Origin of the sequence: Enterococcus hulanensis, assembly GCF_005405485.1 — a bacterium.
Lineage (GTDB): Bacteria > Bacillota > Bacilli > Lactobacillales > Enterococcaceae > Enterococcus_A > Enterococcus_A hulanensis.
In genome coordinates this window covers 167,190-188,469 of record NZ_BJED01000009.1, presented here as the reverse complement: position 1 = coordinate 188,469, position 21,280 = coordinate 167,190, and the positions used below count along the sequence as shown (strand labels likewise).

Annotated in this window: 21 protein-coding genes, 3 tRNA genes and 1 rRNA gene; 19 read left to right on the top strand and 6 right to left on the bottom strand. The window is 40.7% G+C overall.

The window, feature by feature from the left end:
* The 3 genes from rrf to FFR60_RS12010 form a co-directional block, all read left to right on the top strand.
* Nucleotides 1-77: ribosomal RNA gene (gene rrf / locus FFR60_RS23235) — 5S ribosomal RNA — on the top strand; the annotation flags it as partial.
* A 9-nt stretch (nucleotides 78-86) separates the two neighbouring features.
* Nucleotides 87-160: transfer RNA gene (locus tag FFR60_RS12015), tRNA-Asn, on the top strand.
* 101 nt (nucleotides 161-261) lie between these two features.
* On the top strand, nucleotides 262-615 hold the full coding sequence (locus tag FFR60_RS12010; RefSeq protein WP_137664327.1) for an iron-sulfur cluster biosynthesis family protein: 354 nt from the start codon (nucleotides 262-264) through the stop codon (nucleotides 613-615).
* Between the two features lie 22 nt (nucleotides 616-637).
* On the opposite strand, the gene FFR60_RS12005 is transcribed toward FFR60_RS12010, so the two are convergent.
* Both FFR60_RS12005 and FFR60_RS12000 read right to left on the bottom strand, forming a co-directional pair.
* On the bottom strand, nucleotides 638-1,258 hold the full coding sequence (locus tag FFR60_RS12005) for a flavin reductase family protein (protein WP_137664326.1): 621 nt from the start codon (nucleotides 1,256-1,258) through the stop codon (nucleotides 638-640).
* 10 nt (nucleotides 1,259-1,268) lie between these two features.
* Nucleotides 1,269-2,243 (bottom strand): ring-cleaving dioxygenase, encoded by a 975-nt coding sequence (locus FFR60_RS12000; protein ID WP_137664325.1) that lies wholly within the window; start codon nucleotides 2,241-2,243, stop codon nucleotides 1,269-1,271.
* A gap of 123 nt (nucleotides 2,244-2,366) precedes the next feature.
* Between FFR60_RS12000 and FFR60_RS11995 the strand changes: the two genes are divergently transcribed.
* Nucleotides 2,367-3,008: an HAD family hydrolase gene (locus FFR60_RS11995; RefSeq protein ID WP_137664324.1), complete on the top strand. Its 642-nt coding sequence runs from the start codon at nucleotides 2,367-2,369 to the stop codon at nucleotides 3,006-3,008.
* Nucleotides 3,009-3,054: 46 nt separating this feature from the next.
* On the opposite strand, the gene apf is transcribed toward FFR60_RS11995, so the two are convergent.
* Complete coding sequence (apf, locus tag FFR60_RS11990) at nucleotides 3,055-3,654, bottom strand: aggregation-promoting factor (protein WP_137664323.1); 600 nt, start codon at nucleotides 3,652-3,654, stop codon at nucleotides 3,055-3,057.
* A gap of 374 nt (nucleotides 3,655-4,028) precedes the next feature.
* Here apf and FFR60_RS11985 point away from each other — a divergent pair, with 374 nt between their 5' ends.
* The 6 genes from FFR60_RS11985 (at nucleotide 4,029) to lacC (ending at nucleotide 10,905) form a co-directional block, all read left to right on the top strand.
* The gene (locus FFR60_RS11985; RefSeq protein ID WP_137664322.1) at nucleotides 4,029-5,015 is read left to right on the top strand and encodes a LacI family DNA-binding transcriptional regulator; all 987 of its coding nucleotides are present in this window, start codon (nucleotides 4,029-4,031) and stop codon (nucleotides 5,013-5,015) included.
* A gap of 283 nt (nucleotides 5,016-5,298) precedes the next feature.
* Nucleotides 5,299-6,702 (top strand): L,D-transpeptidase family protein, encoded by a 1,404-nt coding sequence (locus tag FFR60_RS11980; RefSeq protein ID WP_137664321.1) that lies wholly within the window; start codon nucleotides 5,299-5,301, stop codon nucleotides 6,700-6,702.
* Between the two features lie 303 nt (nucleotides 6,703-7,005).
* A complete protein-coding gene (locus tag FFR60_RS11975; RefSeq protein WP_088931718.1) occupies nucleotides 7,006-7,737 on the top strand; it encodes a GntR family transcriptional regulator in 732 nt (243 codons plus the stop codon).
* A 12-nt stretch (nucleotides 7,738-7,749) separates the two neighbouring features.
* Nucleotides 7,750-8,922 (top strand): AgaS family sugar isomerase, encoded by a 1,173-nt coding sequence (locus FFR60_RS11970; protein ID WP_137664320.1) that lies wholly within the window; start codon nucleotides 7,750-7,752, stop codon nucleotides 8,920-8,922.
* Between the two features lie 22 nt (nucleotides 8,923-8,944).
* On the top strand, nucleotides 8,945-9,952 hold the full coding sequence (gene lacD, locus FFR60_RS11965; RefSeq protein ID WP_137664319.1) for a tagatose-bisphosphate aldolase: 1,008 nt from the start codon (nucleotides 8,945-8,947) through the stop codon (nucleotides 9,950-9,952).
* Nucleotides 9,953-9,963: 11 nt separating this feature from the next.
* Nucleotides 9,964-10,905 carry a tagatose-6-phosphate kinase gene (gene lacC, locus FFR60_RS11960; protein WP_137664318.1) on the top strand — a complete coding sequence of 314 codons (942 nt, stop codon included), beginning with the start codon at nucleotides 9,964-9,966 and terminating at the stop codon, nucleotides 10,903-10,905.
* Between the two features lie 13 nt (nucleotides 10,906-10,918).
* Here lacC and FFR60_RS11955 read toward each other — a convergent pair whose 3' ends face one another.
* Nucleotides 10,919-11,629, bottom strand: a complete 711-nt coding sequence (locus FFR60_RS11955) for a GntR family transcriptional regulator (RefSeq protein ID WP_088931722.1) — start codon at nucleotides 11,627-11,629, stop codon at nucleotides 10,919-10,921.
* 171 nt (nucleotides 11,630-11,800) lie between these two features.
* Here FFR60_RS11955 and FFR60_RS11950 point away from each other — a divergent pair, with 171 nt between their 5' ends.
* From FFR60_RS11950 to FFR60_RS11915, 8 genes are all read left to right on the top strand, one after another.
* Nucleotides 11,801-13,579, top strand: a complete 1,779-nt coding sequence (locus FFR60_RS11950) for a glycoside hydrolase family 35 protein (protein ID WP_137664317.1) — start codon at nucleotides 11,801-11,803, stop codon at nucleotides 13,577-13,579.
* A 2-nt stretch (nucleotides 13,580-13,581) separates the two neighbouring features.
* Nucleotides 13,582-14,061 (top strand): PTS sugar transporter subunit IIB, encoded by a 480-nt coding sequence (locus tag FFR60_RS11945; RefSeq protein ID WP_137664316.1) that lies wholly within the window; start codon nucleotides 13,582-13,584, stop codon nucleotides 14,059-14,061.
* A 13-nt stretch (nucleotides 14,062-14,074) separates the two neighbouring features.
* Nucleotides 14,075-14,974, top strand: coding sequence for a PTS mannose/fructose/sorbose/N-acetylgalactosamine transporter subunit IIC (locus FFR60_RS11940; RefSeq protein WP_088931725.1), 900 nt, complete (start codon nucleotides 14,075-14,077; stop codon nucleotides 14,972-14,974).
* On the top strand, nucleotides 14,961-15,770 hold the full coding sequence (locus tag FFR60_RS11935; protein ID WP_088931726.1) for a PTS system mannose/fructose/sorbose family transporter subunit IID: 810 nt from the start codon (nucleotides 14,961-14,963) through the stop codon (nucleotides 15,768-15,770). Before FFR60_RS11940 ends, FFR60_RS11935 begins: the two co-directional genes overlap by 14 nt.
* Before the next feature lie 81 nt (nucleotides 15,771-15,851).
* Nucleotides 15,852-16,253, top strand: a complete 402-nt coding sequence (locus tag FFR60_RS11930) for a PTS sugar transporter subunit IIA (protein ID WP_137664315.1) — start codon at nucleotides 15,852-15,854, stop codon at nucleotides 16,251-16,253.
* 127 nt (nucleotides 16,254-16,380) lie between these two features.
* Nucleotides 16,381-16,974 carry a helix-turn-helix domain-containing protein gene (locus tag FFR60_RS11925; protein WP_137664314.1) on the top strand — a complete coding sequence of 198 codons (594 nt, stop codon included), beginning with the start codon at nucleotides 16,381-16,383 and terminating at the stop codon, nucleotides 16,972-16,974.
* 108 nt (nucleotides 16,975-17,082) lie between these two features.
* Nucleotides 17,083-17,733, top strand: a complete 651-nt coding sequence (locus tag FFR60_RS11920) for a phosphatase PAP2 family protein (RefSeq protein WP_137664313.1) — start codon at nucleotides 17,083-17,085, stop codon at nucleotides 17,731-17,733.
* Nucleotides 17,734-18,596: 863 nt separating this feature from the next.
* The gene (locus FFR60_RS11915; RefSeq protein WP_137664312.1) at nucleotides 18,597-19,322 is read left to right on the top strand and encodes a helix-turn-helix domain-containing protein; all 726 of its coding nucleotides are present in this window, start codon (nucleotides 18,597-18,599) and stop codon (nucleotides 19,320-19,322) included.
* Nucleotides 19,323-19,727: 405 nt separating this feature from the next.
* Here FFR60_RS11915 and FFR60_RS11910 read toward each other — a convergent pair.
* Both FFR60_RS11910 and FFR60_RS11905 read right to left on the bottom strand, forming a co-directional pair.
* Nucleotides 19,728-19,800, bottom strand: a tRNA-Thr gene (locus FFR60_RS11910).
* Between the two features lie 115 nt (nucleotides 19,801-19,915).
* Entirely contained in the window at nucleotides 19,916-21,076 is a 1,161-nt protein-coding gene (locus FFR60_RS11905; protein ID WP_137664311.1) for a serine hydrolase domain-containing protein, read from the bottom strand.
* Between the two features lie 110 nt (nucleotides 21,077-21,186).
* Here FFR60_RS11905 and FFR60_RS11900 point away from each other — a divergent pair.
* Nucleotides 21,187-21,260, top strand: a tRNA-Asn gene (locus tag FFR60_RS11900).
* Nucleotides 21,261-21,280 lie beyond the last annotated feature (20 nt).

Here is a 21,280-nt window from a genome sequence, read left to right as displayed (position 1 = left end):
TCGAACACAGAAGTTAAGCTTCTTAGCGCCGATTGTAGTGAGGGGTTGCCCCTTGTGAGATTAGGACGTCGCCACGCTGTAATTATTCCGGCATAGCTCAGTTGGTAGTAGCGCATGACTGTTAATCATGATGTCGTAGGTTCGAGTCCTACTGCCGGAGTTCGAAAGACAATTCATTATGGATTGTCTTTTTTTATTGTGAGCAAACTATTTAGCTGATTAATAGAATCGTGCTATGCTTTACATGAGGTGATGAGAATTATGTATATAAATATATCTAATGAGTTGGTAAAACGACTTGAAAAGTATCATGGTAACCGAATTGTTTTAGATTTGGATGATGGTGTGGGGCGTTATTCTAAAGCTGGCAGCTGCGCATTAAATATTAGTTTTCGTCTGCTTGTTTTAGATGAGGAACAGGATCATTCTGATTATACTTTAGATGTTGATAGTACTATCGGCAGCATTCCTATTAAAGAACACTCTAAGTTGTATTTGGAAGATGAGATGTCTTTGATTTTTGAACCGCGCATGTCGTTGATCAAACTGAAGGGTCCTAGCGGTATGATTGATGGAAATGTACAAATTATTGATTTACGTGAAAATAAGGAGTGAGCTCGTTGAGCCCGCTCCTTATTTATTTTGGTCTTTTTTTATCTAGTGTTCTTGCGATATGGCTGTATGTGTTGCCAGCTAAGCGCGCTAAAGGATCGAATTTTATGGGATCAATGTATTCTTGTGCTTGATCGAAAATCTCTTCTTTAAAATAGTAATTCAGAACTTCTAAAATGAACAAGTCGCTGATGATATTCTCAGCATTGTCCTTAACTGGTACATATTGATGTAGTCGAACTTCAAAGCGGATCGGTGCTTCCTGAATAGCAGGTACAGCGACTTCTTGGCTATTTATCATTGTTAGGTTACTATGAGCCAATTCACTTTCATCAGGCGGAAGAGAAGCAGAGGACTGATTCATTTCAGTTAATATGCTGTCATTAACAAGATGAATCACGCCCTCTTTTTGCTGCAGTAAATTATGAGCCGTGTCCTTCATTTGCTGTTCGTTTCGATTGATTGAAAGACTGACTAACGGTAATTCTTTGGCAACGACATTAAAATAACTGAAAGGTGCAGCATTTACCACGTTCGTTTCTTGATTGATCGTTGTGATCCAAGCGATTGGACGCGGGATGATACTGCCGGTCAGAAATTTATAATTTTGTTTCGTAGTCAGTTCTTTGGCTGAATAGAAAAGCATGGCTCTCTCCTTATTGACGTTTTTTATTGGCGTCAGAGGTATCGAATGGGCGAACGTATTCTTCGATTTCTTGACGTTTTGATTGTAGATGAGGCGGCAAGGAAAGGATTTCACCTGCGTGGTCATAAGTCTCATCTTGCAAGAAGCCGGGACCATCTGTTGCCAATTCAAATAAAACATTTGGTGCGGCTAAGAAATATTCTGATTGGAAATAGAAACGATCGACAAATCCGGAGTTGGGAAATTCCAGTGCATTGATTTTTTCGATCCAATCCCGCAGTGCTTCATCATCTGCAACTCGCAGTGCTAAATGGTGAACATTACCATAGCCTTCTTGCGCGGGAAGCATGTCTGGCTGATCATCGACAAGGATGGTAGCACCATTGCCGCCTTCACCCACCTCAAATTGATGTAAACTACCTTCTGCAGCAGTTTCTTCAAAGCCCAGCAGGTTTTCTAAAACGAGTTTTAAGTGTTCAAATTTTGCTACTGTGACAATCGTTGGCCCTAAGCCGATGATTGCATGTTCGGCAGGCACGTTTGAATTCTTCCATGGTGTACCGGCGGCAACACCTTGATTATTTTCATCTGATACTAATTGGAACAGTTGGTCATCGTAATCATGAAACTCGAGATATTTTTTCCCGAAGCGTTCTTTGATTTCACCATGAGCGACAGCTGAATTTGTAAAGCGCTGTGCCCAATAGTCTAAAGAAGCATCGCTGGGAACCCGAAAACCAGTTCGTGAAATACTGTTCGTTCCTTTCGTTCCCTTTGGAATTTGCGGGAAATCGAAAAAGGTCATGTCTGTTCCAGGAGCGCCGGTGTCGTCGGTAAAATATAAATGATAGGTTTCGATATCGTCTTGATTGACGGTTTTTTTGATCATTCGCAAGCCTAAAATATCGGTAAAGAAGCGATAATTTTTTTCGGCACTAGAAGTCATAGCTGTTACGTGATGTAATCCGCGAATTTGTGTGTCCATAATAATTTCCTCCTAAGTTCTTACTAAAAGTAAGTATATGTGTAATAACTTTTTTAAGCAAGAATATTGCCTTAGGTTGATATTTTCTGATGGAATCAGTAGGATGGAGGCAGGAGGTAGACGATGAAAAATATAGTTTTGTTTGATTTAGATGGAACATTGACTGATTCTAGTGAAGGAATCTTGAATAGTGTTCGTTATATGCTGGAAAAAAAGGGTCTGGAGATTCCCGACGAGGCGACATTGCATAGTTTTATTGGGCCGCCGTTGACCGATACGCTGATGCAACTTTACGGTGTGTCTGAAAGTGAAGCTCAGGCTGCGGTCGAGATCTATCGCGAGTATTATGGGGAAGAAGGCATCAAACAGTTATCGGTGTATTCAGGGATTGAGGATTTATTGGCAGAATTATCGACAGACTACTGTTTAGCAGTAGCAACCTCGAAGCCAGAAGTTTTTGCAGAGCAGGTGATAGAAAATACTGGTCTTGCAAAATATTTTACTGGGATTTTTGGAGCGGATTTGGCTGGAGAACGCTCAAAGAAAGCAGACGTGATCGCTCATGCGTTGAATCAACTGGATAAGGCTCCTGCAGTAATGATCGGTGACCGCAAGTTTGATATTTTAGGTGCCAAAGCGAACCATTTGCAGAGTATCGGAGTTTTGTATGGATTTGGCGATCGCCAAGAGCTGGCTGAAGCAGGGGCAGATAAAATCGTGGAGATCGTTGCAGAACTTCCTGCAGTGATTAAAGAGTTATTGTAGAGAGGCATAAAAAAAAATCCCTCAGACGAGGGATTTTTAAAGCTCTTTAGTACCAGCCGTTTGCTTGCCAGAATGCTTGAGCGCCTTCCCATGAACCATAACGAGAAGTTACATATTGGTCAGCTACGCGTTCTTGGTTAGCGGCAGAGTAGTCACCGTTTAGGTATGAAGCAGATAATTGGTAACGTCCGATGTATTGACCGTTTGTTGCAGTGTAAGAACCGCTAGATTCGCGTTGTGCGATCCATTCTTTAGCTGAGTTCGTACTTGCTGGTGTTGCTTCAGCAGCAGGTGCAGCGGCTTGTTGAGTTGCTGCTTGAACAGGAGCAGCCGCTTGAGTTGGTTGTTCTGCTTGAACGGGTGCTGCTTGTTCTTGAGCAGGGGCTACTGTTGTATTGCCTTTAGCATCTGTATCGATCGTTAAGTTTTGACCTTCAAAAATCATGTCTACGTTAGAAATTTTGTTTTCAGCAGCGATTGAATCAACTAAGCTGTTGTCGCCAGCAAATTTGATTGAGATTTTTGATAAAGTGTCGCCCGATTGAACCGTGTAGTTTTCAGCAGCGTGTGCTTCGTTCGTTCCTAGTGCAAATACCGCACCGGCTGTCAGTAAAGTCGTAAGTACAAGAGTTTTTCCAAATTTCATTATGTAAATTCCTCCAAAAAAGTTTTTAATTTAAATCAGTCATTTCGACTACGAGACATACTTTACCATCCATCTTCATGACGTGGGTTATAAACCAGTGACAAGACGTTACAAAGCAATGTAGAAATGTAACAAAGAGCGCTCAAAACCGAGCTTTTGAAATACTTAATCTCTTTTAAGAATGATTGAAAAGAGCTTTCTGATAAGGAAATAACGCCTTATTTTAGAACGGTCAATTTTGAAAGCGCTGATGAAACTTGCAATGTTGAAACTTCACTGTAAAGAATCAGAAAATTATGTCAGGAAAAATCCGCGAAATCAGTGGAATATTTCTTAAGAAAAGGTAAACAAAAAGAGACTGAACGAGGTGAAAAATGAAGGTTACAATCAAAGAAATCGCCCAATTAGCGGGAGTATCAGTTACAACCGTCTCCCAGATTCTTAATCAAAAGGGTGGGCGTTTTAGTGAGGCAACAAAGCAGCGAGTATTAAGGGTGATTGAGGAACAGCAATATTCACCAAATTATTTTGCTTCTAATATTATTGCCAAAAAGTCAAAGACGATCGGGGTCATCGTTCCAGATTTCTCAGAACAATTCGCATCGGCGATCGTACGCGAGATCAAATATCAAGTAGAGCAGCAAGGCTATTACTTGATCATTTGCGAATCAAACTACGATTTTTCCAAGGAACGAGAATTGTTAGAACAATTGGCAAGGATCGCGGTGGAGGGAATCTTCCTATTCACCCCGCATGACTATAGTGAAGAAAACAGTATTCATAAAGGACGTTTTCAGGATATACCAGTAATCTTTGCTGACCGCGGGTTGAACGAAGGCTACTATGGGACCGTGAAGATCGACGAATATACTGGTGTTTATCAAGCAATCAAATGGCTGATTGGCAAGGGCCATCGGAAGATTGGATTGATCATGGATAATTCCGAACACTATCATTTGGGCGAGCGCTATGAGGCCTATCATCAGGCTTTGATCGATCACGGTTTATTAATAGAAGAAAAGTACATTCAAAAGCGGCCGTTGACTATAGCGGGCGGCTATCAAGGGGCAACGGAATTATTGCGCCACTCGGAGGTAAGTGCGATCTTTTGTTGTGATGATATGGTGGCGATCGGCTGCTATCAGGCTGTCTATGATAGTGGGAAAATTTTGGATCAAGAAATCACAGTGGTTGGATTTGATGGCGGCGAGGTCACTCAGTTCGTTCGCCCGCAGATCAAAAGTGTTCGCCAGCCTTACCGAGAGTTAGGCAAAGCTTATGCTGAAAAGATCCAGATGGCGATCGAGCAGCCCAATCGCCGGATGGATGATCGACTTTTTCATGTTAGTTTTGAAACATGAAAATAATCGATCAGACAAAATCGTGGATTACATTCGACTTCTTTTCTCGAAGATCCAATTATTTGAAAGCTATTTTTTTGGTGATTATAGGTGAAAATGCTCTGCAAAAATATTTTTTCGATGGTTTTGCTAGTATTTCACAAAAAAAACACAAATTATTAGACATAGCTCGTTATTTTTTTGGTAGAATATGAGGGTAGTAAAAGGTTTAACCTTTTTGAGGCAGCAGGGGTAGCTGCTTTGGAATAGGACAATTTCAATCAGGAAAAGTGAGGAAATGTTTTTGAAAAGGTTTGGGGAAGATTTTTTTCAGGAGAAAACGAAAAGGATCATAATTATTTGTTTGGTAGTTTTACTTGTATTTGTTAGTTTCTATTCTTATAAGAGTGTTCATTATGCAGAACGCTTGCTGCCGAAGACCAAGGTCAATAATATTAATGTGGGTGGACTGACCATTGAACAGGCAAACGAAAAAATCAATACGGAGTTAACCGAAGCATCTGTGGCGATTTCGCTTGATAACAAATTATGGAAGAAAATTAAGCGGAGCGAGCTTGGCTGGCAGAAGGATCATTCGACTGCACTCATGAAGATTAAGCAGCAGCAGACTCCCTTTGCTTGGGGAATAACCAATTTATTAGGAAGTCGGCACGAACTTCCCAGCAGCTATGATCAAGCCCATGTCGATCAATTGGTCGAAAATTTAGGCAACGAGATCCTGCAAAAGAACGTGACGCGTACACCGACAACCAATGCGAAGATCGAATGGCGTGAAGGCGATTTTGTGATCGTTCCCGAAAAACAGGGAGATACGATCGATGTCGCTGCTGCACAAAAGGCTCTCATCAAAAATCTAGAAAATGGGAAGCAGACAGTCAACGTCGAGGATTATTATGCACAACCGATTCTGACTAAAGATGATAGCCAGTTAAAAAAATTAAAAGACCAAATGAACCAGTTGGCTAAAATAAAGGCGAGTTATACGATCAACGGGAAGCAAATTGCCATTCCTGCCGAAGAACTTGCAAGTTGGTTAACAACGGATGAAAAAGCGGATATACAGCTTGATCAAGAGAAGGTTACGGCTTTTGTCACCAACTTAAATGCTGAATACAATACTATGGAAAATCCCACACCTTTTAACAGTACCAAACGTGGAGAAGTTGCTGTACCAGTCGGTATCTATAGCTGGACGATCGATATTCCTTCAGAGGTGGCGGCTTTAAGTGCTCAGATTTTAAAAGGGAAGAATTTCAACCGCACACCAGTCGTCGAAAGTGAAGTCCCAGATATTCAGACAAGTATCGGCAATACTTATGTGGAAGTAGATCTGCAAAATCAATATATGTGGTATTACAAAGAAGGAAAACTTCAATTTGAAACAGATATCGTCAGCGGAAAGCCGTCGACGCCGACTCCGCCGGGAGTGAATTACGTGACGAGCAAATCAACGGATCAAATTTTGCGAGGCTTGAACGATGACGGCTCTAAATATGCAAGTCCGGTCCGTTACTGGATGCCGATCGATAAGACAGGTGTCGGTATTCATGATTCTGATTGGCAATATGCCTATGGGGGCGATTTGTGGCTGTATCGTGGTTCCCATGGCTGTATCAATACCCCGCCGGCTAAAATGGATGAACTCTATCCGATCCTTGAGGTTGGAACGCCGGTTCTGGTTTTTTAATAAACAATGTAATCGTAGCAAAAGTGCTGACCAGCGTGTCGGCACTTTTTTTATGCTTAAAAACAGAAGATTGGCTGACTATTTCCTTAACTGGTATTAGATTATTGTTTATTTTTTCTGGAAATCGAAGCGACGTGAGGAAGTTAAAGTGTTTATTGCAAAAGAATGAGTCAGAGTAAACGTTGTTAATTCAATGATTGTAGCTATAATGAATTTTTTTACAAGATTTTTTATTGACAAGCTTTTAAAAACCACCTTACTATTGGTTTGTGGTTATAACCAGTCATAAAGAAGGAGAATCCCATGGAAAATTCTTTTAAAAACAAAGCTTTGTATCATCAGCTTGTCGATCTATTGAAGGAACGGATGGAAACAAGCATGATTCCTCATGATAAGCTGCCGTCTGAACGAGAATTGACAGCACAATACGGAGTTAGCCGGACGACGGTTCGCTTAGCTCTGCAGGAATTGGAAAATACCGGTTATATTTATCGCCGTCACGGAAAAGGTACCTTTGTCTCCGATATCAAGCAAGATGCGGCAGACTTAGCGGGCGCCTATAGTTTTACGGAACAGATGAAAAGTCTCGGACGCCATCCAGAGACGAGGATCTTATCTTTTGAAAAAATCGAAGCAGACAAATTTATTTCTCAGCATCTCAATCTTTCGCTAGGCGAGGCTGTCTTTAAACTAAGTCGGCTGCGTATCGCTGACCGCGAGCCCTTGATGATCGAAGATACTTATTTGCCGGTGAAGTTTTTCTTGTCCTTGGACGACCAGCTTTTACGGAGCAAACCGCTTTATGATCTATTTTCAGAGGATTTCGATCAAACCGTTCGCTTAGCCGATGAGGAATTGTATGCCAGTATCGCTTCAAAGGATGACGCGAAGCAGCTGATGATCCATGAAGGGGCACCAGTCCTTCATTTAGCTCGTCAGACCTATAATATGAAAAATGAAATGATTGAATTTACTTTGAGTGTCGCTCGTGCGGATCAATTTCATTATCAGATTCGCCATATTCGAAATAGTTAGGAGTGTCGAAGCATGTTTACAGTAGCAAAAGAAAAGTTAGAACAGCTGGGCGCTGAGATCACGACTCGTGAGATTCGCCAACAGCCTGAATTATGGGAAGAGACCATTGAAGGATATCAAACACTACAAACAGAATTAGCAGAATTTTTAGCAGAAGTTCGAAAGCAAGCGCAAGGCAAACGGACCCGCGTGGTCTTTACCGGTGCAGGAACGTCGCAATATGTTGGTGACACAGCTGTTCCCTACTTGCGCAAGCATGGAAACATACAAGAGTTTAGCTTTGAAAGTATCGGGACGACCGACATCGTGGCAGAACCGCAGGAATATCTGATCAAAGAAGAACCGACTCTGCTCGTTTCCTTTGCCAGAAGCGGAAACAGTCCTGAAAGTTTAGCCGCAGTTGAGATCGCAAATCACGTCGTTGACACGATCCATCATCTCTCGATTACTTGTGCCGCAGAAGGACAATTGGCTCAAATCAGTAAAAGTGATGCCAACAGCTTCTTATTCCTGATGCCACCTCGTTCCAATGATGATGGTTTCGCGATGACCGGCAGCTTTTCATGTATGACATTAGGCGCATTATTGACTTTTGACCAAACCGCTTTAACGGAAAAACAAAAGTATGTTGCGACATTAAGCAGCCTAGGAAAAGAAGTTCTGGCTCGTGAAAATGAGATCGAAAAAATCGTAGAGCTTGATTTTGAACGGATCGTTTATGTTGGTTCAGGCAGCTTGTCTGGCTTAACTCGGGAAGCACAATTGAAAATTCTGGAGCTGACCGCAGGTAAGATTGCGACAGTCTTCGATTCATCAATGGGCTTCCGTCACGGACCCAAATCCTTTATCAATGAAAAAACGATCATGTTCGGCTTTATCAATAATGATCCGTACACCCGCGATTATGACTTGGATGTCTTAGAAGAGGTTCGCGGAGATGAAATCGCTTCCGGTGTGTTTGCCATCACTCAACCAGGTGAACGGAATTTTTCTGGCGATAAATTTGAATTCGCAGCTGACGCACAATTGTTGCCGGATGGCTATCTAGCCTTGGCCTATGTCATGGTTGCTCAGACTGTTGCGCTGCTGACATCTATTAAAGTAGCCAATAAACCAGATACGCCGTCACCAACGGGAACGGTTAACCGTGTGGTAAAAGGTGTAACGATTCATGAATACAAGTAAGAACGAACTGGGAGGAAGAACCATGCGGATATTGACAGCAGGTAAAAAAGCGGCGATGGATCGCTTATCAACAAAAGACGGGATCATCAGCGCCTTGGCGATCGATCAACGAGGGGCACTGAAAAAGATGATCAAAGCGTTGGATACAGAGCCGACGGATGAACATATTGAACACTTTAAGGAATTGGTTTCTAGTGAATTAACGCCTTATGCTTCATCAATTTTATTGGACCCTGAATATGGCTTGCCGGCTGCAAAAGCGCGCCATAAAGAAGCCGGTTTATTGCTGGCTTATGAAAAAACCGGCTATGACGCAACCACACCAGGACGTTTGCCGGATTTATTAGCTGACTGGTCTGTTTTACGCCTGAAGGAACAAGGGGCAGACGCGATTAAGTTCCTGCTTTATTATGATGTCGATGAAAACCCAGAAATCAATCAGCAAAAGCATGTATTCATCGAGCGATTAGGCAGCGAATGTGCAGAGGAAGATTTACCCTTCTATTTAGAATTAGTTTCTTATGATGCTCAAAATGAAGATTCCGCTTCGTTTGAATATGCTAAAGTGAAGCCTCATAAAGTCAATGAAATGATGAAGGAATTTTCGAAGCCACAGTACAAAGTGGATGTATTAAAGGTTGAAGTGCCCGTCAATATGAATTTTGTCGAAGGCTTCGCAACTGGGGAAGCGGCCTACACGAAAGAGGAAGCCGCGAATTACTTCTTAGAACAAAGCCAAGCAACGAACCTGCCATTTATTTTCCTAAGCGCCGGTGTTTCAACGGAATTGTTCCAGCAAACGTTAGTCTTTGCTAAAGAATCCGGTTCGACTTTCAACGGTGTTTTATGTGGACGCGCAACTTGGAAAAATGGTGTGAAACCCTTCATCGAATCTGGTGAAACGGCCGCTCGCCAATGGCTTGAAACGGAAGGCCGCGCGAATATCGAAAGCTTGAATAACGTTTTGGCAAAAACTGCCAGCCCTTGGTATGACAAAGTACAGGTGGCCGAAGAAGCTGTCGTAAAATAGGAGGCGAGCTCGTGATAGTAACAGTAACGATGAATCCTTCGATCGATATATCCTATCCGCTGGAAAGGTTGAACATCGACACGGTGAATCGAACCAGTCAGGTGACTAAAACGGCTGGCGGAAAAGGGCTTAATGTGACTCGCGTGATCCATGATCTCGGCGGCGATGTCCTTGCTGCCGGTGTGCTTGGCGGCTTTCATGGTGCGTTTATCGCCGCCGAACTAAAAAAAGCTGGCATCAAACAAGCCTTTACACCGATCAAAGAGGAAACGCGGGATTCGATTGCTATTTTGCATGAAGGCAATCAGACAGAGATTTTGGAAGCCGGACCGACGATTTCAGGAGAAGAGCAATGCGCCTTTTTAGAAAAATTTGCAGAGCTGCTTGAACAAACCGAGATCGTCACCATATCTGGCAGCTTAGCGAAGGGCTTGCCGCAGGATTTTTATCAAAGGCTCGTTCAAGCTGCACATGAAAAAGACGTGAAGGTACTAGTCGATACTTCCGGTGAAAGCTTGAGAAAAGTCTTGGCAGGCCAACAAAAGCCCTTTTTAATTAAACCGAATTTAGAAGAATTGGAAGCTTTGCTGGAGCAAAAATTTTCTCTTGATCATTTGGCCGACATTCAAACGGCCTTAACCCAACCCTTATTTGCAGGAATCGAATGGATTGTTGTTTCCTTAGGTAAGGCTGGAGCAATCGCTAAGCATAAAAGTGATTTTTATCGAGTGACGATCCCCACGATCAAAGTCGTAAATCCTGTGGGTTCTGGTGATTCGACCATCGCGGGCTTCGCTTACGGGGTGTCACAGGCAATGCCGCCTGAGGAACTACTAAAGATGTGTATGGCGACTGGTATGGCCAATGCTCAAGAAAGAAGGACAGGCCACGTCGATCCAACCAATGTCGAGCAGCATTTTGCCAAAATTGAAGTAAAAAAGATCGAGCGTTAGCTCGATCTTGAGGTTACGTATTTTTTGAGACCAGCTCAATTTTGTAAAAGTTCCATTTTTTATAGCTTTCGACATATTCCAATATTTGTTGTGTTTCTTTTCGTTTCGTTACACGAACTTGTAAAACGGTGGGTTCATCGACAGGGATTCGTAATTTCTCCGCCTTTTCAGCAGGCGTAGGAAATTTGATCTCATTTGTCTCAGTGAAATCTTCTTCATTCATGTGAATATTGTAATCCAATTTGAAACGTTGATAAATCGAATTATAATAGCTCAAATCTGGATAATTTGAGTTCACATATTGCTCGGGTAAATACGTTCGCTGATAAATGTAGGGAATACCTTTAGTTGTCCGCAGCCGTTCGATACAGTAATAAAAAACGGTGTCCGGCAGTCCTAATTTGCTTAAAAATTTAGGATCATTGCCGCGTTCGATCGATAAGACCTGTACCTGATCATGACTGATCGGGAATAATTCAATATCGGAAAACTCAACTAATTTTCCTTTACGCGCCCGCGAAACAAAAGAGCCGCGGCCTTGATGCCGGACGATAAACCCGTCCTTAACTAAATCATTTAACGCCCGAATGACTGTGATCGAGCTGACCTTGAACATTTCAGCAAGTTCCGCCTCGGTATAAAATTTATCACCATTTTCAAATTTACCGGAAATGATCTGCTGTTTAAGCTCATCTTTTATAAGTTGGTATTTAGGGATTGCCATATGATTCCTCCAAAAAATGAATAGGGACTAAAAATTTCATTAGAGATTTTCAAATTCCCTTTATGGCTTGATTTTAACACAACGCGAGAAAATAGAAACGGTTGACTTTTCATTTAGAATTATTTAGTATATTAATATACTAAAAACGCTTTCAAAAAAAGGAGTGAGTGTGTGAATACTTTTGAAATTAAGGAAGATTTTCTTCTGAATGGCGAACCGTTTAAGATTTTATCAGGAGCGATTCATTATTTTCGAGTGAATCCTTCAGACTGGTACCATTCGCTTTATAATTTGAAAGCTCTAGGCTTTAATACCGTCGAGACTTATGTACCATGGAATTTGCATGAACCAAAAAAGAATCAGTTTGATTTTGACGGCATTTTAGATTTGGAACGCTTTTTATCGACTGCACAGGAATTAGGCTTATATGCGATCGTTCGACCGTCGCCTTATATTTGTGCAGAGTGGGAGTTTGGCGGATTTCCAGCTTGGCTGTTGAATGAACCCGCTCGTATTCGTTCAAATGATGCTGTCTATTTGAAGCATGTGGCAGATTATTATGATGTATTGCTGGAAAAAATCGTACCTCATCAGCTTTCTAATGGCGGCAACATCTTGATGATTCAAATTGAAAATGAATATGGCTCTTATGGAGAAGAGAAAGAGTATTTACGTACGGTCCGTGATTTGCTGAGTGAGCGGGGGATAACTGTTCCATTCTTTACATCGGATGGACCTTGGCGCGGGACATTGAGAGCCGGCAGCATGATTGACGAAGATATTTTAGTGACTGGTAATTTTGGTTCTAAGGCAAAAGAAAATTTTGCTTCGATGCAGCATTTCTTCGATGAATATGACAAGAAATGGCCGCTGATGTGTATGGAATTTTGGGATGGCTGGTTCAATCGTTGGAAAGAACCGATCATCCAACGCGTTCCGCAGGAATTGGCTGAGGCAGTAAAAGAGGTTCTGGCACAAGGGAGCATCAATCTATATATGTTCCATGGCGGAACGAACTTTGGGTTTATGAATGGCTGTTCTGCTCGCGGAGTGATCGATTTGCCGCAAATCACTTCTTATGATTATGGCGCACCATTAGACGAACAGGGAAATCCGACCGAGAAATATTTTGCACTGCAGAAAATGCTTCGCGAAAATTATCCTGAGCTTCATCAAAAGGAACCTTTGGTCAAGAAATCATTGGAAAAGAAAAATATTCCGCTAACGGATAAAGTGAGTCTTTTTGCTACGTTAGAAACCATAAGTGAACCAACTCAGTCGAAGTATCCCCAAACGATGGAGGAGTTGGGACAAAATACGGGCTACCTGCTTTATCGAACGATGATTGAAAAAGACGCAGCAGAGGAAAGATTAAGGGTGATTGATGGACGTGACCGCAGTCAGCTTTTTGTAAATCATGAGCTGCAGGCGACACAGTATCAAACTGAGATAGGTGAAGATATTAATGTTCAACTGTCCCAAGCAAACAATCAAATCGATATTTTGATTGAAAATATGGGCAGAGTCAATTATGGCCATAAATTATTTGCAGACACCCAGAAAAAAGGCATACGCACTGGAGTGATGGCGGATATACATTTTATTACCAATTGGAGACAGTATTGTTTGCCGCTGGATTCTTGTGAGAACGTTGATTATTCAAAAGAATGGCAGCCGAATCAACCAAGCTTCTATCGCTATGAAGTTCCTTTGACTGAAATTGAAGATTGCTTTATTGATTTGTCGCAGTTTGGCAAAGGTGTTGTTTTCGTTAATCAAACCAATATCGGACGCTTTTGGGAAGTAGGGCCAACACTTTCATTATATATTCCTAAAGGTTTATTGAATGAAGGAATGAATGAAATCGTTATCTTCGAAACAGAAGGCATGTATCAGCCAACGATTCAGTTAATTAAAGCACCACTATATAAAAACATGAAAGAGGGATAAACATGAGTATTATCGGAGTAAGGATTGACGGACGTTTGATTCACGGACAAGTAGCAAATTTATGGACGACCAAATTGAACATTTCACGCATTATGGTGATTGACGATGAAGTCGCTCAAAATGATATCGAAAAAAGCGGATTGAAGTTAGCAACTCCAGCGGGTGTTAGATTAAGTGTTTTGCCAATTGAAAAAGCAGCACATAATATTTTGGCCGGAAAATATGACTCCCAACGGCTATTGATCGTCGTGCGCAAACCAGACCGCCTATTAAAGCTGGTTGAATTAGGTGTACCGATCGAAGAAATCAACGTTGGCAATATGTCACAAACAAATGAAACGCGCTCGATCACGAAATCAATCAATGTAGTTGATCAAGATGTAGAGGTATTTAAGGAATTAAATAGTAAAGGTGTTCACTTGATTGCCCAAATGGTCCCAAGTGACAAAGCAGAAGACTTCATGAGTCTTTTAGCGAAATAGGAGGAATAAAAGAATGGATATCTTATGGTGGCAGATCTTATTATTAACATTATATGCAGGGTATCAAATTTTAGATGAACTACAGATTTATTCTTCATTAAGTGCGCCCGTTTTCGCCGGTTTATTTGCTGGTTTAGTAATGGGAGACTTGAAAGCCGGACTTATTATTGGCGGCAGCATGCAGTTGACCGTTTTAGGGGTCGGTACATTTGGCGGGGCCTCAAAAATCGATGCCAATTCTGGAACGATTTTAGCAACCGCTTTCTCAGTAGCATTAGGAATGAATCCCGAGCAAGCGATCGCTGCGATCGCGGTACCAGTTGCCAGCTTGATGATTCAATTAGATATCTTGGCTCGTTTTGCGAATACGTTCTTCGCACATCGGATCGACAAATTGGTTGATGAAATGAATTATAAAGGGATCGAACGAAACTTCTTAATGGGTGCACTTCCTTGGTCACTCTCTCGAATGATTCCAGTCTTTCTGGCCTTAGCTTTTGGTGGCGGATTAGTAGAAAAAGTCGTGGCTGTCTTAAATGGTGATCTGAAATGGTTAGGTGATGGCCTATCGGTTGCCGGAGCAGTTTTACCAGCTGTCGGTTTTGCAATTCTATTACGTTACTTGCCGGTCAAAAAGCATTTTCCTTATTTGATTCTTGGCTTCACCTTGACTGCCTTATTGGGAACCGTCTTTACGAATATGCAAGTTTTGGGAACCGGTGTAGCTGGTGTGGTGAAAAACTTTGACGGTGTCTTCAATGCTCTGCCAATGTTGGCAATCGCGTTGGTTGGTTTTGCCTTGGCAGCGATCAGCTATAAGAATGGTCAGATGATACCAAATGCACCTGCACCGAAAAAAGAGGATGCTTCCAATGATTCAGATGAAGGAGAGATCGAAGATGACGAAATCTAATTACAAGTTGACAAAGGAAGATTTTAAGCAGATCAATCGCAGAAGTTTGTTCACCTTCCAGTTGGGGTGGAACTATGAACGGATGCAAGGATCAGGCTACCTTTATACGATTTTGCCGCAATTGCGTAAAATTTACGGCGATGATACACCAGAATTAAAAGAAGTCATGAAAACTCATACCCAATTCTTCAATACTTCCAATTTCTTTAACACGATTATTACCGGGATCGACTTAGCGATCGAAGAAAAAGAAGGAATCGGCGGCAAACAGACAGTCTCTGGGTTGAAAGCCGGTTTGATGGGACCATTCGCGGCGATTGGTGATTCGATTTTCGCAGCACTGATTCCGACGATCTTTGGTGCCTTAGCTGCGAACATGGCGATCAATGGAAATCCAACCGGAATCTTTATCTGGATCATCGCTCAAATCGCAGTCATGATTTTCCGCTGGAAACAATTGGAGTTTGCTTATCGTGAAGGGATTTCTTTAGTCACAACGATGCAGCATCGTTTGACAGCCTTGACTGATGCCGCAACTTTACTTGGGGTATTCATGGTAGGTGCCCTAGTCGCAACCATGATCAATGTAAAATTCTCTTGGGCGCCTAGTATTGGTGACGTGACTCTTAATATGCAAAACAACTTAGACATGATCCTGCCGCGCCTATTACCAGCCGGTATCGTCGGCGGTGTTTACTGGATGTTGGGTAAAAAGAATATGACATCTACTAAAGCGATCTTTATTGTCTTAGTCGTTTGTGTGGCTTTGTCGGCATTAGGTGTGATCTCAAAATAATATATCGGTTCTGCCTTGTATTGTAGAAATCATGTATAGTGTGAAAAAATTATTACGTCAAAAGAAACAGGGAGAAAACAGATGAGCAAGTATTTAGTTTTAGTGAGTCATGGACTCTTTTGCGAAGAATTAAAAAAGAGTACGGAAATGATCATGGGACCTCAGGAAAATATTCATACAGTCGGCTTACTCCCGTCAGAATCAGCAGAAGATTTTCGCGCAAAGTTCGAAGCCGCGATTGCTGAGTTGGATGAGTTCGTCGTGCTAGCAGATTTAATGGGCGGAACGCCATGTAATGTTGTTTCGCGAATGATTTTGGAAGGCCAGTCCATTGATTTGTATGCCGGGATGAATATGCCGATGGTGATTGATTTCATCAACAGCGAATTGATTGGTACTGAGATGAATTTAGTAGAATCTGCTGCAGCGAATATTTGCCATGTCAACGAACGAATCAATAGTGATGATGACGAAGATGAATAAACCAAGAAATTGATGCTTTTGAATGAGCCGGGGAGAAATTCTCTCGGGCTTTTTCTGATTATAAAAGCTGCTTTTTAATATGGTATGATTTGTATAAAGCAAAAAATATTAGATGGGGAGAACGGAAGTGGATTTTAACGAAAAACTGAAGCAATTGCGTCACAATAAAGAATGGACCCAAGAAGAGTTAGCTGAAAAGCTGTTCATCTCAAGAACCGCCATCTCCAAATGGGAATCAGGAAGGGGCTTTCCCAGCATCGAGTCTTTAAAAGCCGTTTCTCAAGTTTTCGATGTATCGATCGATGAGCTACTTTCTAATAGCGAACTGATCTCCATCGCGGAAAACGATAAGAAAAAGCAGCAGCAAAAATTTCAACATCTACTGTTAGGAATTTTGGATTGTATGGCAGGTTTATTACTCTTTTTACCTATTTTCGGTCAAACTCAAGGAAAGGATATTGCCTTTGTTTCGATGTGGCAACTGTCTTCTGAAACGGCTGCTTTGAAATCTGTTTCCTTGGTGTTCGTTATTTTAATTGTACTGTATGGCATTTTTGAAATTATTTTTGCACATAAAGAACAGATAGCAGTGATAAGAATTTCCCTGATTTTGACATTGTTGGGCGTACTGCTTTTCATCATGACCAGACACCCATATCCTTCGACGTATCTCTTAATTATTCTGGCAATCAAAGGATTATTCCTATTAGAAAGGCATTGATACGCATCGTCACAGGTCAGTGACGATGCGATTCTTTTTTTACATAGACAATTTTGATACTTTTTGTTTGGGCAGCTTCCAAATAAAAAAGATTAGGAGAAAAAGTCTATGAATACGAAACAAAAGCAATTAAAAACAGGATTGGGATTATTTTTACTTTTTATTTTATATACGATCAGTTTGAAAGTAATCGATGTACAAAAAGTAGGACCGCAACATTCTGAGGTGGGCTATGCAACAATCAATGAGTATTTTTTTGATAAAATCGGAACCAGTCATTTTTGGTATCAAGTAACGGAGATCATAGGAGTTTTTCCATTATTGATCATGGGATATTTCGCAGCTTGCGGATTATATCAGCTATGTGCTCGCAAGAAACTTTCGCTGGTGGATAAAGAGATCCTCAATCTGGGCTTTCTTTATTTTGGGATAGTGGTTGTTTATGTTCTTTTTGAAAAAGTGATCATCAATTATCGGCCGATTTTGGTAGATGGACATTTAGAAGCTTCGTATCCTTCGAGTCATACATTTCTTGCAGTTGCCGTTTTGCTTTCCGCTTTTTATCTATTTAAGAAAAAAAAGGGAATCAAAAAAATCATGTCTTTTCTTTGCTTACTCGTGATGAGCATTATTGTGATCGGCAGAATTTTATCAGGCGTTCACTGGATTACGGATATTTTGGGCGGGATTCTTTTAGGGTTATCGTTCGTTTCATTTTATATTGCAATGACAAATAAATCTGAAGGGACACAAAGTTAAGAAGTCATTTATACCAACGATTTATCCTACTGTTTTTTTTCATAAAATCCAAAATTGCTATTTCAAATATAAGCGAGATTGGAACCAATAGAATTACGAGAATACCGCTACAAATCGAATAATGTAAAAGAAAAGTTGGATACCTATTTTCGACTGTGTGTGAAACAAGATGCGAGTGATGATTGATTATTTAAGAGGTCATTCTTTGATGTTACCTCTGAAGAAATCAGTATTTGTGTTTTGGGCATGGAAGAGGAAACTTTAAAACAAGACTCATAGTATAATTAAGAGAGTTTATTTGTAAAATGGGAGGATTATCCTAAAAGACAAGCTATTTCAGCTGCTTGAAAAAAGAGACGGCAAGAAGCAAGGGCTGAAGGGATCGCTGCTGCAACCGTTCCACGTTTAGTTGATTGTTGAATGTAAATTCGAGACTGGCTAATTACATGGAAGCTCTATTATATTGATGAAGGGAAATAGATGATGCCCCCCACTTATGATAGATCTATAGATTCTATTGCTAATAGTTCAGAATTAAAGAATCGCTGGGGAAAATATCAAGGAGATAATATTTTTGCGAAGGATATTCTACATTTTATGTACTCAAAAACGGTTTAGTCTGGCTTGGAGAAAGTTGAAATAGAGGATGAACTTACTACAATACGATTTTCTTTATTGTTAAACTAGAGGGAAAAGAGCTAAATTTTAAGTGTTTATTTTTACTTCCTGCTTTCAAGAATCCATGTATGCTGCATTTTTATAGGGTCTAAAAGTGTGTAAATTTGTTGATTTGGCGGGATGCTACAATATGTAGCTAGGCTTTTTTCGCCTTTTTTATTAGGCTTAGATTAAAGGAGGACATTATGGACATCGGTTCAAAATTAAAAAAGCATCGAATACAACATCAGCTGACTCAAGAAGCGGTGGCTGAAAAATTACATGTTTCTCGTGGGACGATTTCCAGTTGGGAAACTGGACGAACGTTTCCAGATATTGAGAAATTGATTTATCTTAGCGAACTTTATGAGCTTTCTTTGGATCAGCTACTGAAGGAGGACCCTATAATTATGGAAACAATCGTTACAGAACGGAAAAAATTGAAGCGATATAAAGGACTTAAGATCATTGGTACTTGTTTGCTTGGATTATTCTTGGTATACAATCTTTACTGGTTTACGATGGTTTATCCCCGCAATGCAAAATTGAAAGATTGGACACAGACAGATAGTAATAACTATTTAGAAAAAAACGGCTACACCTTCCAAGCTCACGATCTCAAGTATCCAATGTTTTTACCAAATGGTAATATTTCGGTGGCTAATTATAAATGTGGTCTTTTTTGGATCAGTATTGACGGAGACAAAGTTTTTGTATCGGTTAATACAAGTGATCCTGCGCTTAAAGGAGCAAAGGATAAAGAGGACTTTGGGATGATTCGAATGAAGAGAAATGATTTGAATAGCTCTGAGTATGAATCATTGGGAGACGGAAATGGAGAGTTAACAAGGCAATTGGTGATAAAACATTCTACTGAGTTCAACAAAACATACGAAGCGATTGAGCGCGTATGGAAAGAGATCAATGGATAAAGAGTGGATTTGAACTATTATCATAAGAAGTTTAAATCCATTTATGAAGACTGAAGAATCCTGAATATCAGAATAAAGTGCAACACTCAGCAACTGATACGCTACTCCTAACTAGGATAACGAAAATTAAAGATATTGACACTGATAGAATTTCATAACCGATAATACGAGGCGGGCTAATCACTTGCGCTCTTTGAAAACAAAAAACTACTCTCTAAATATGAAAGAATAGTTCTAAAAATCATTCATTTAAATACATCGAGATTCGGCAGAACGTTTTTCTAATTTTTTTGATGCTAGTTAATTTATGAAAAGTCGTCACTGTTTCGTCACTGCGAAGAGGTTGAATCAGCTCATTAGTCTTGAAAGCAAAAAAAGAACGTTGATATATCAACGTTCCGAAGAAGCCACCTGTCGGACTTGAACCGACGACCCCCACCTTACCATGGTGGTGCTCTACCAGCTGAGCTAAGGCGGCATAGTTATTTAACACAAGATATAGAATAGCGAAGTAAAGGCTGTTTGTCAACTGCTTGGATAGAAAAATTCTGATGGAAAAAGACTTGAGATATTTATTTATAAGAAAGTCGCTGCTATGATTTAGCGGCGACTTTCTTATATAGTTGGCTAGCAAGGTCATTGTAGCCTTTTGGCTGATTCCAAACATTTGAGAGTAAGATGATACCGCTTTGTCCATCCTTAGAAAAATCAACAACACTTTCAAAGCGGGCTTTTACACCGCGGGTATGGTAACTATTCGTCATATTATAGATTCCGCTGGCATATTTTTCGCCTGGATAAGATTGCCAGAGTTCCGTCCGTTCTTGGTTTGTCAAAAAGTCTTCATTAAAGAGCGTCTGGAAATAGGTATATAAATCCTTTGCGGACATAAAAACATTTCCTGTACCTAGTTCATCAGCATATGAAGAAGCAGTTGTTGGAGCATATTCTGGGCCAGCAGCGCCTTGAGAGTAGGAGAGCGCCTGTTCTTTATTTGTTTCTGAATAAAAACTGGTTTCGTTTAGTTTCATCGGTTCCTTCAATTCTTTATCAAACAAAGAATTGTAATCGGTTTGGTAAAGCTTTTCTAAAATGCCCGCCAATAGAACATAATTAACCGGCTGGTAAGAATATCCAGCATTTTGTGCTGCGGTGGTTTGGCGAAGCGTTTCAGCAAGTATTTCATTTGAATCAGTCGTATTTAAGGCGCTGATCTTCTTTTCATCGATTCGCAAGCCCGAACTCATATTCAACATATCTTTAATAGAAATATTTTTACTGTTGGGTACTTGCGGAAAGAAGGTGCTGAGTTTTTGATCTAGGGACAATTTTCCTGATTTGACTGCTTGCATGATCAGGTAAGCCGTTTGTCCTTTTTGGACAGAGCCGATACAGTATTGTGTATCGATTGTATTATGGATTCTTTTTGCTTGATCCTTCCACCCATAGGCTTTGTTCAAAATTATTTGACCCTGTCGAAAGACTAGGGCAGTTCCGCTGAAATTTCTCGCTACTAATGCCTGTTCGATGCTGGCTGATACAGTGTTTTTTGGTTCTATTGTTTGTAAGGTAGTTGAATCAGCAGATGTTTTTGGCAAACTGGATTCCGCGATTTTTTCTTTTTCTGCTGCAATATGTTGACTGCGAGCATGTCCAATATAAAGGCCGCTTAGCGTTAGAATAATGATTAGTAGAAGGGATAATCTGATTGTTAATCTATGTTTTTTTCTTTTCCGTTGAAGTCGTCTTGGCATAAAAATTCCTCTAGTTCGTTTTAAAATAAATTGATCATGCCGGTCATGATATTTTTGAAAATTTATGATTGCATGATGAAATAAAAATTGATATTATATTAGAGTATTCTTCCGGCATAGCTCAGTTGGTAGTAGCGCATGACTGTTAATCATGATGTCGTAGGTTCGAGTCCTACTGCCGGAGTTGTTAGAGGCGATCATTGG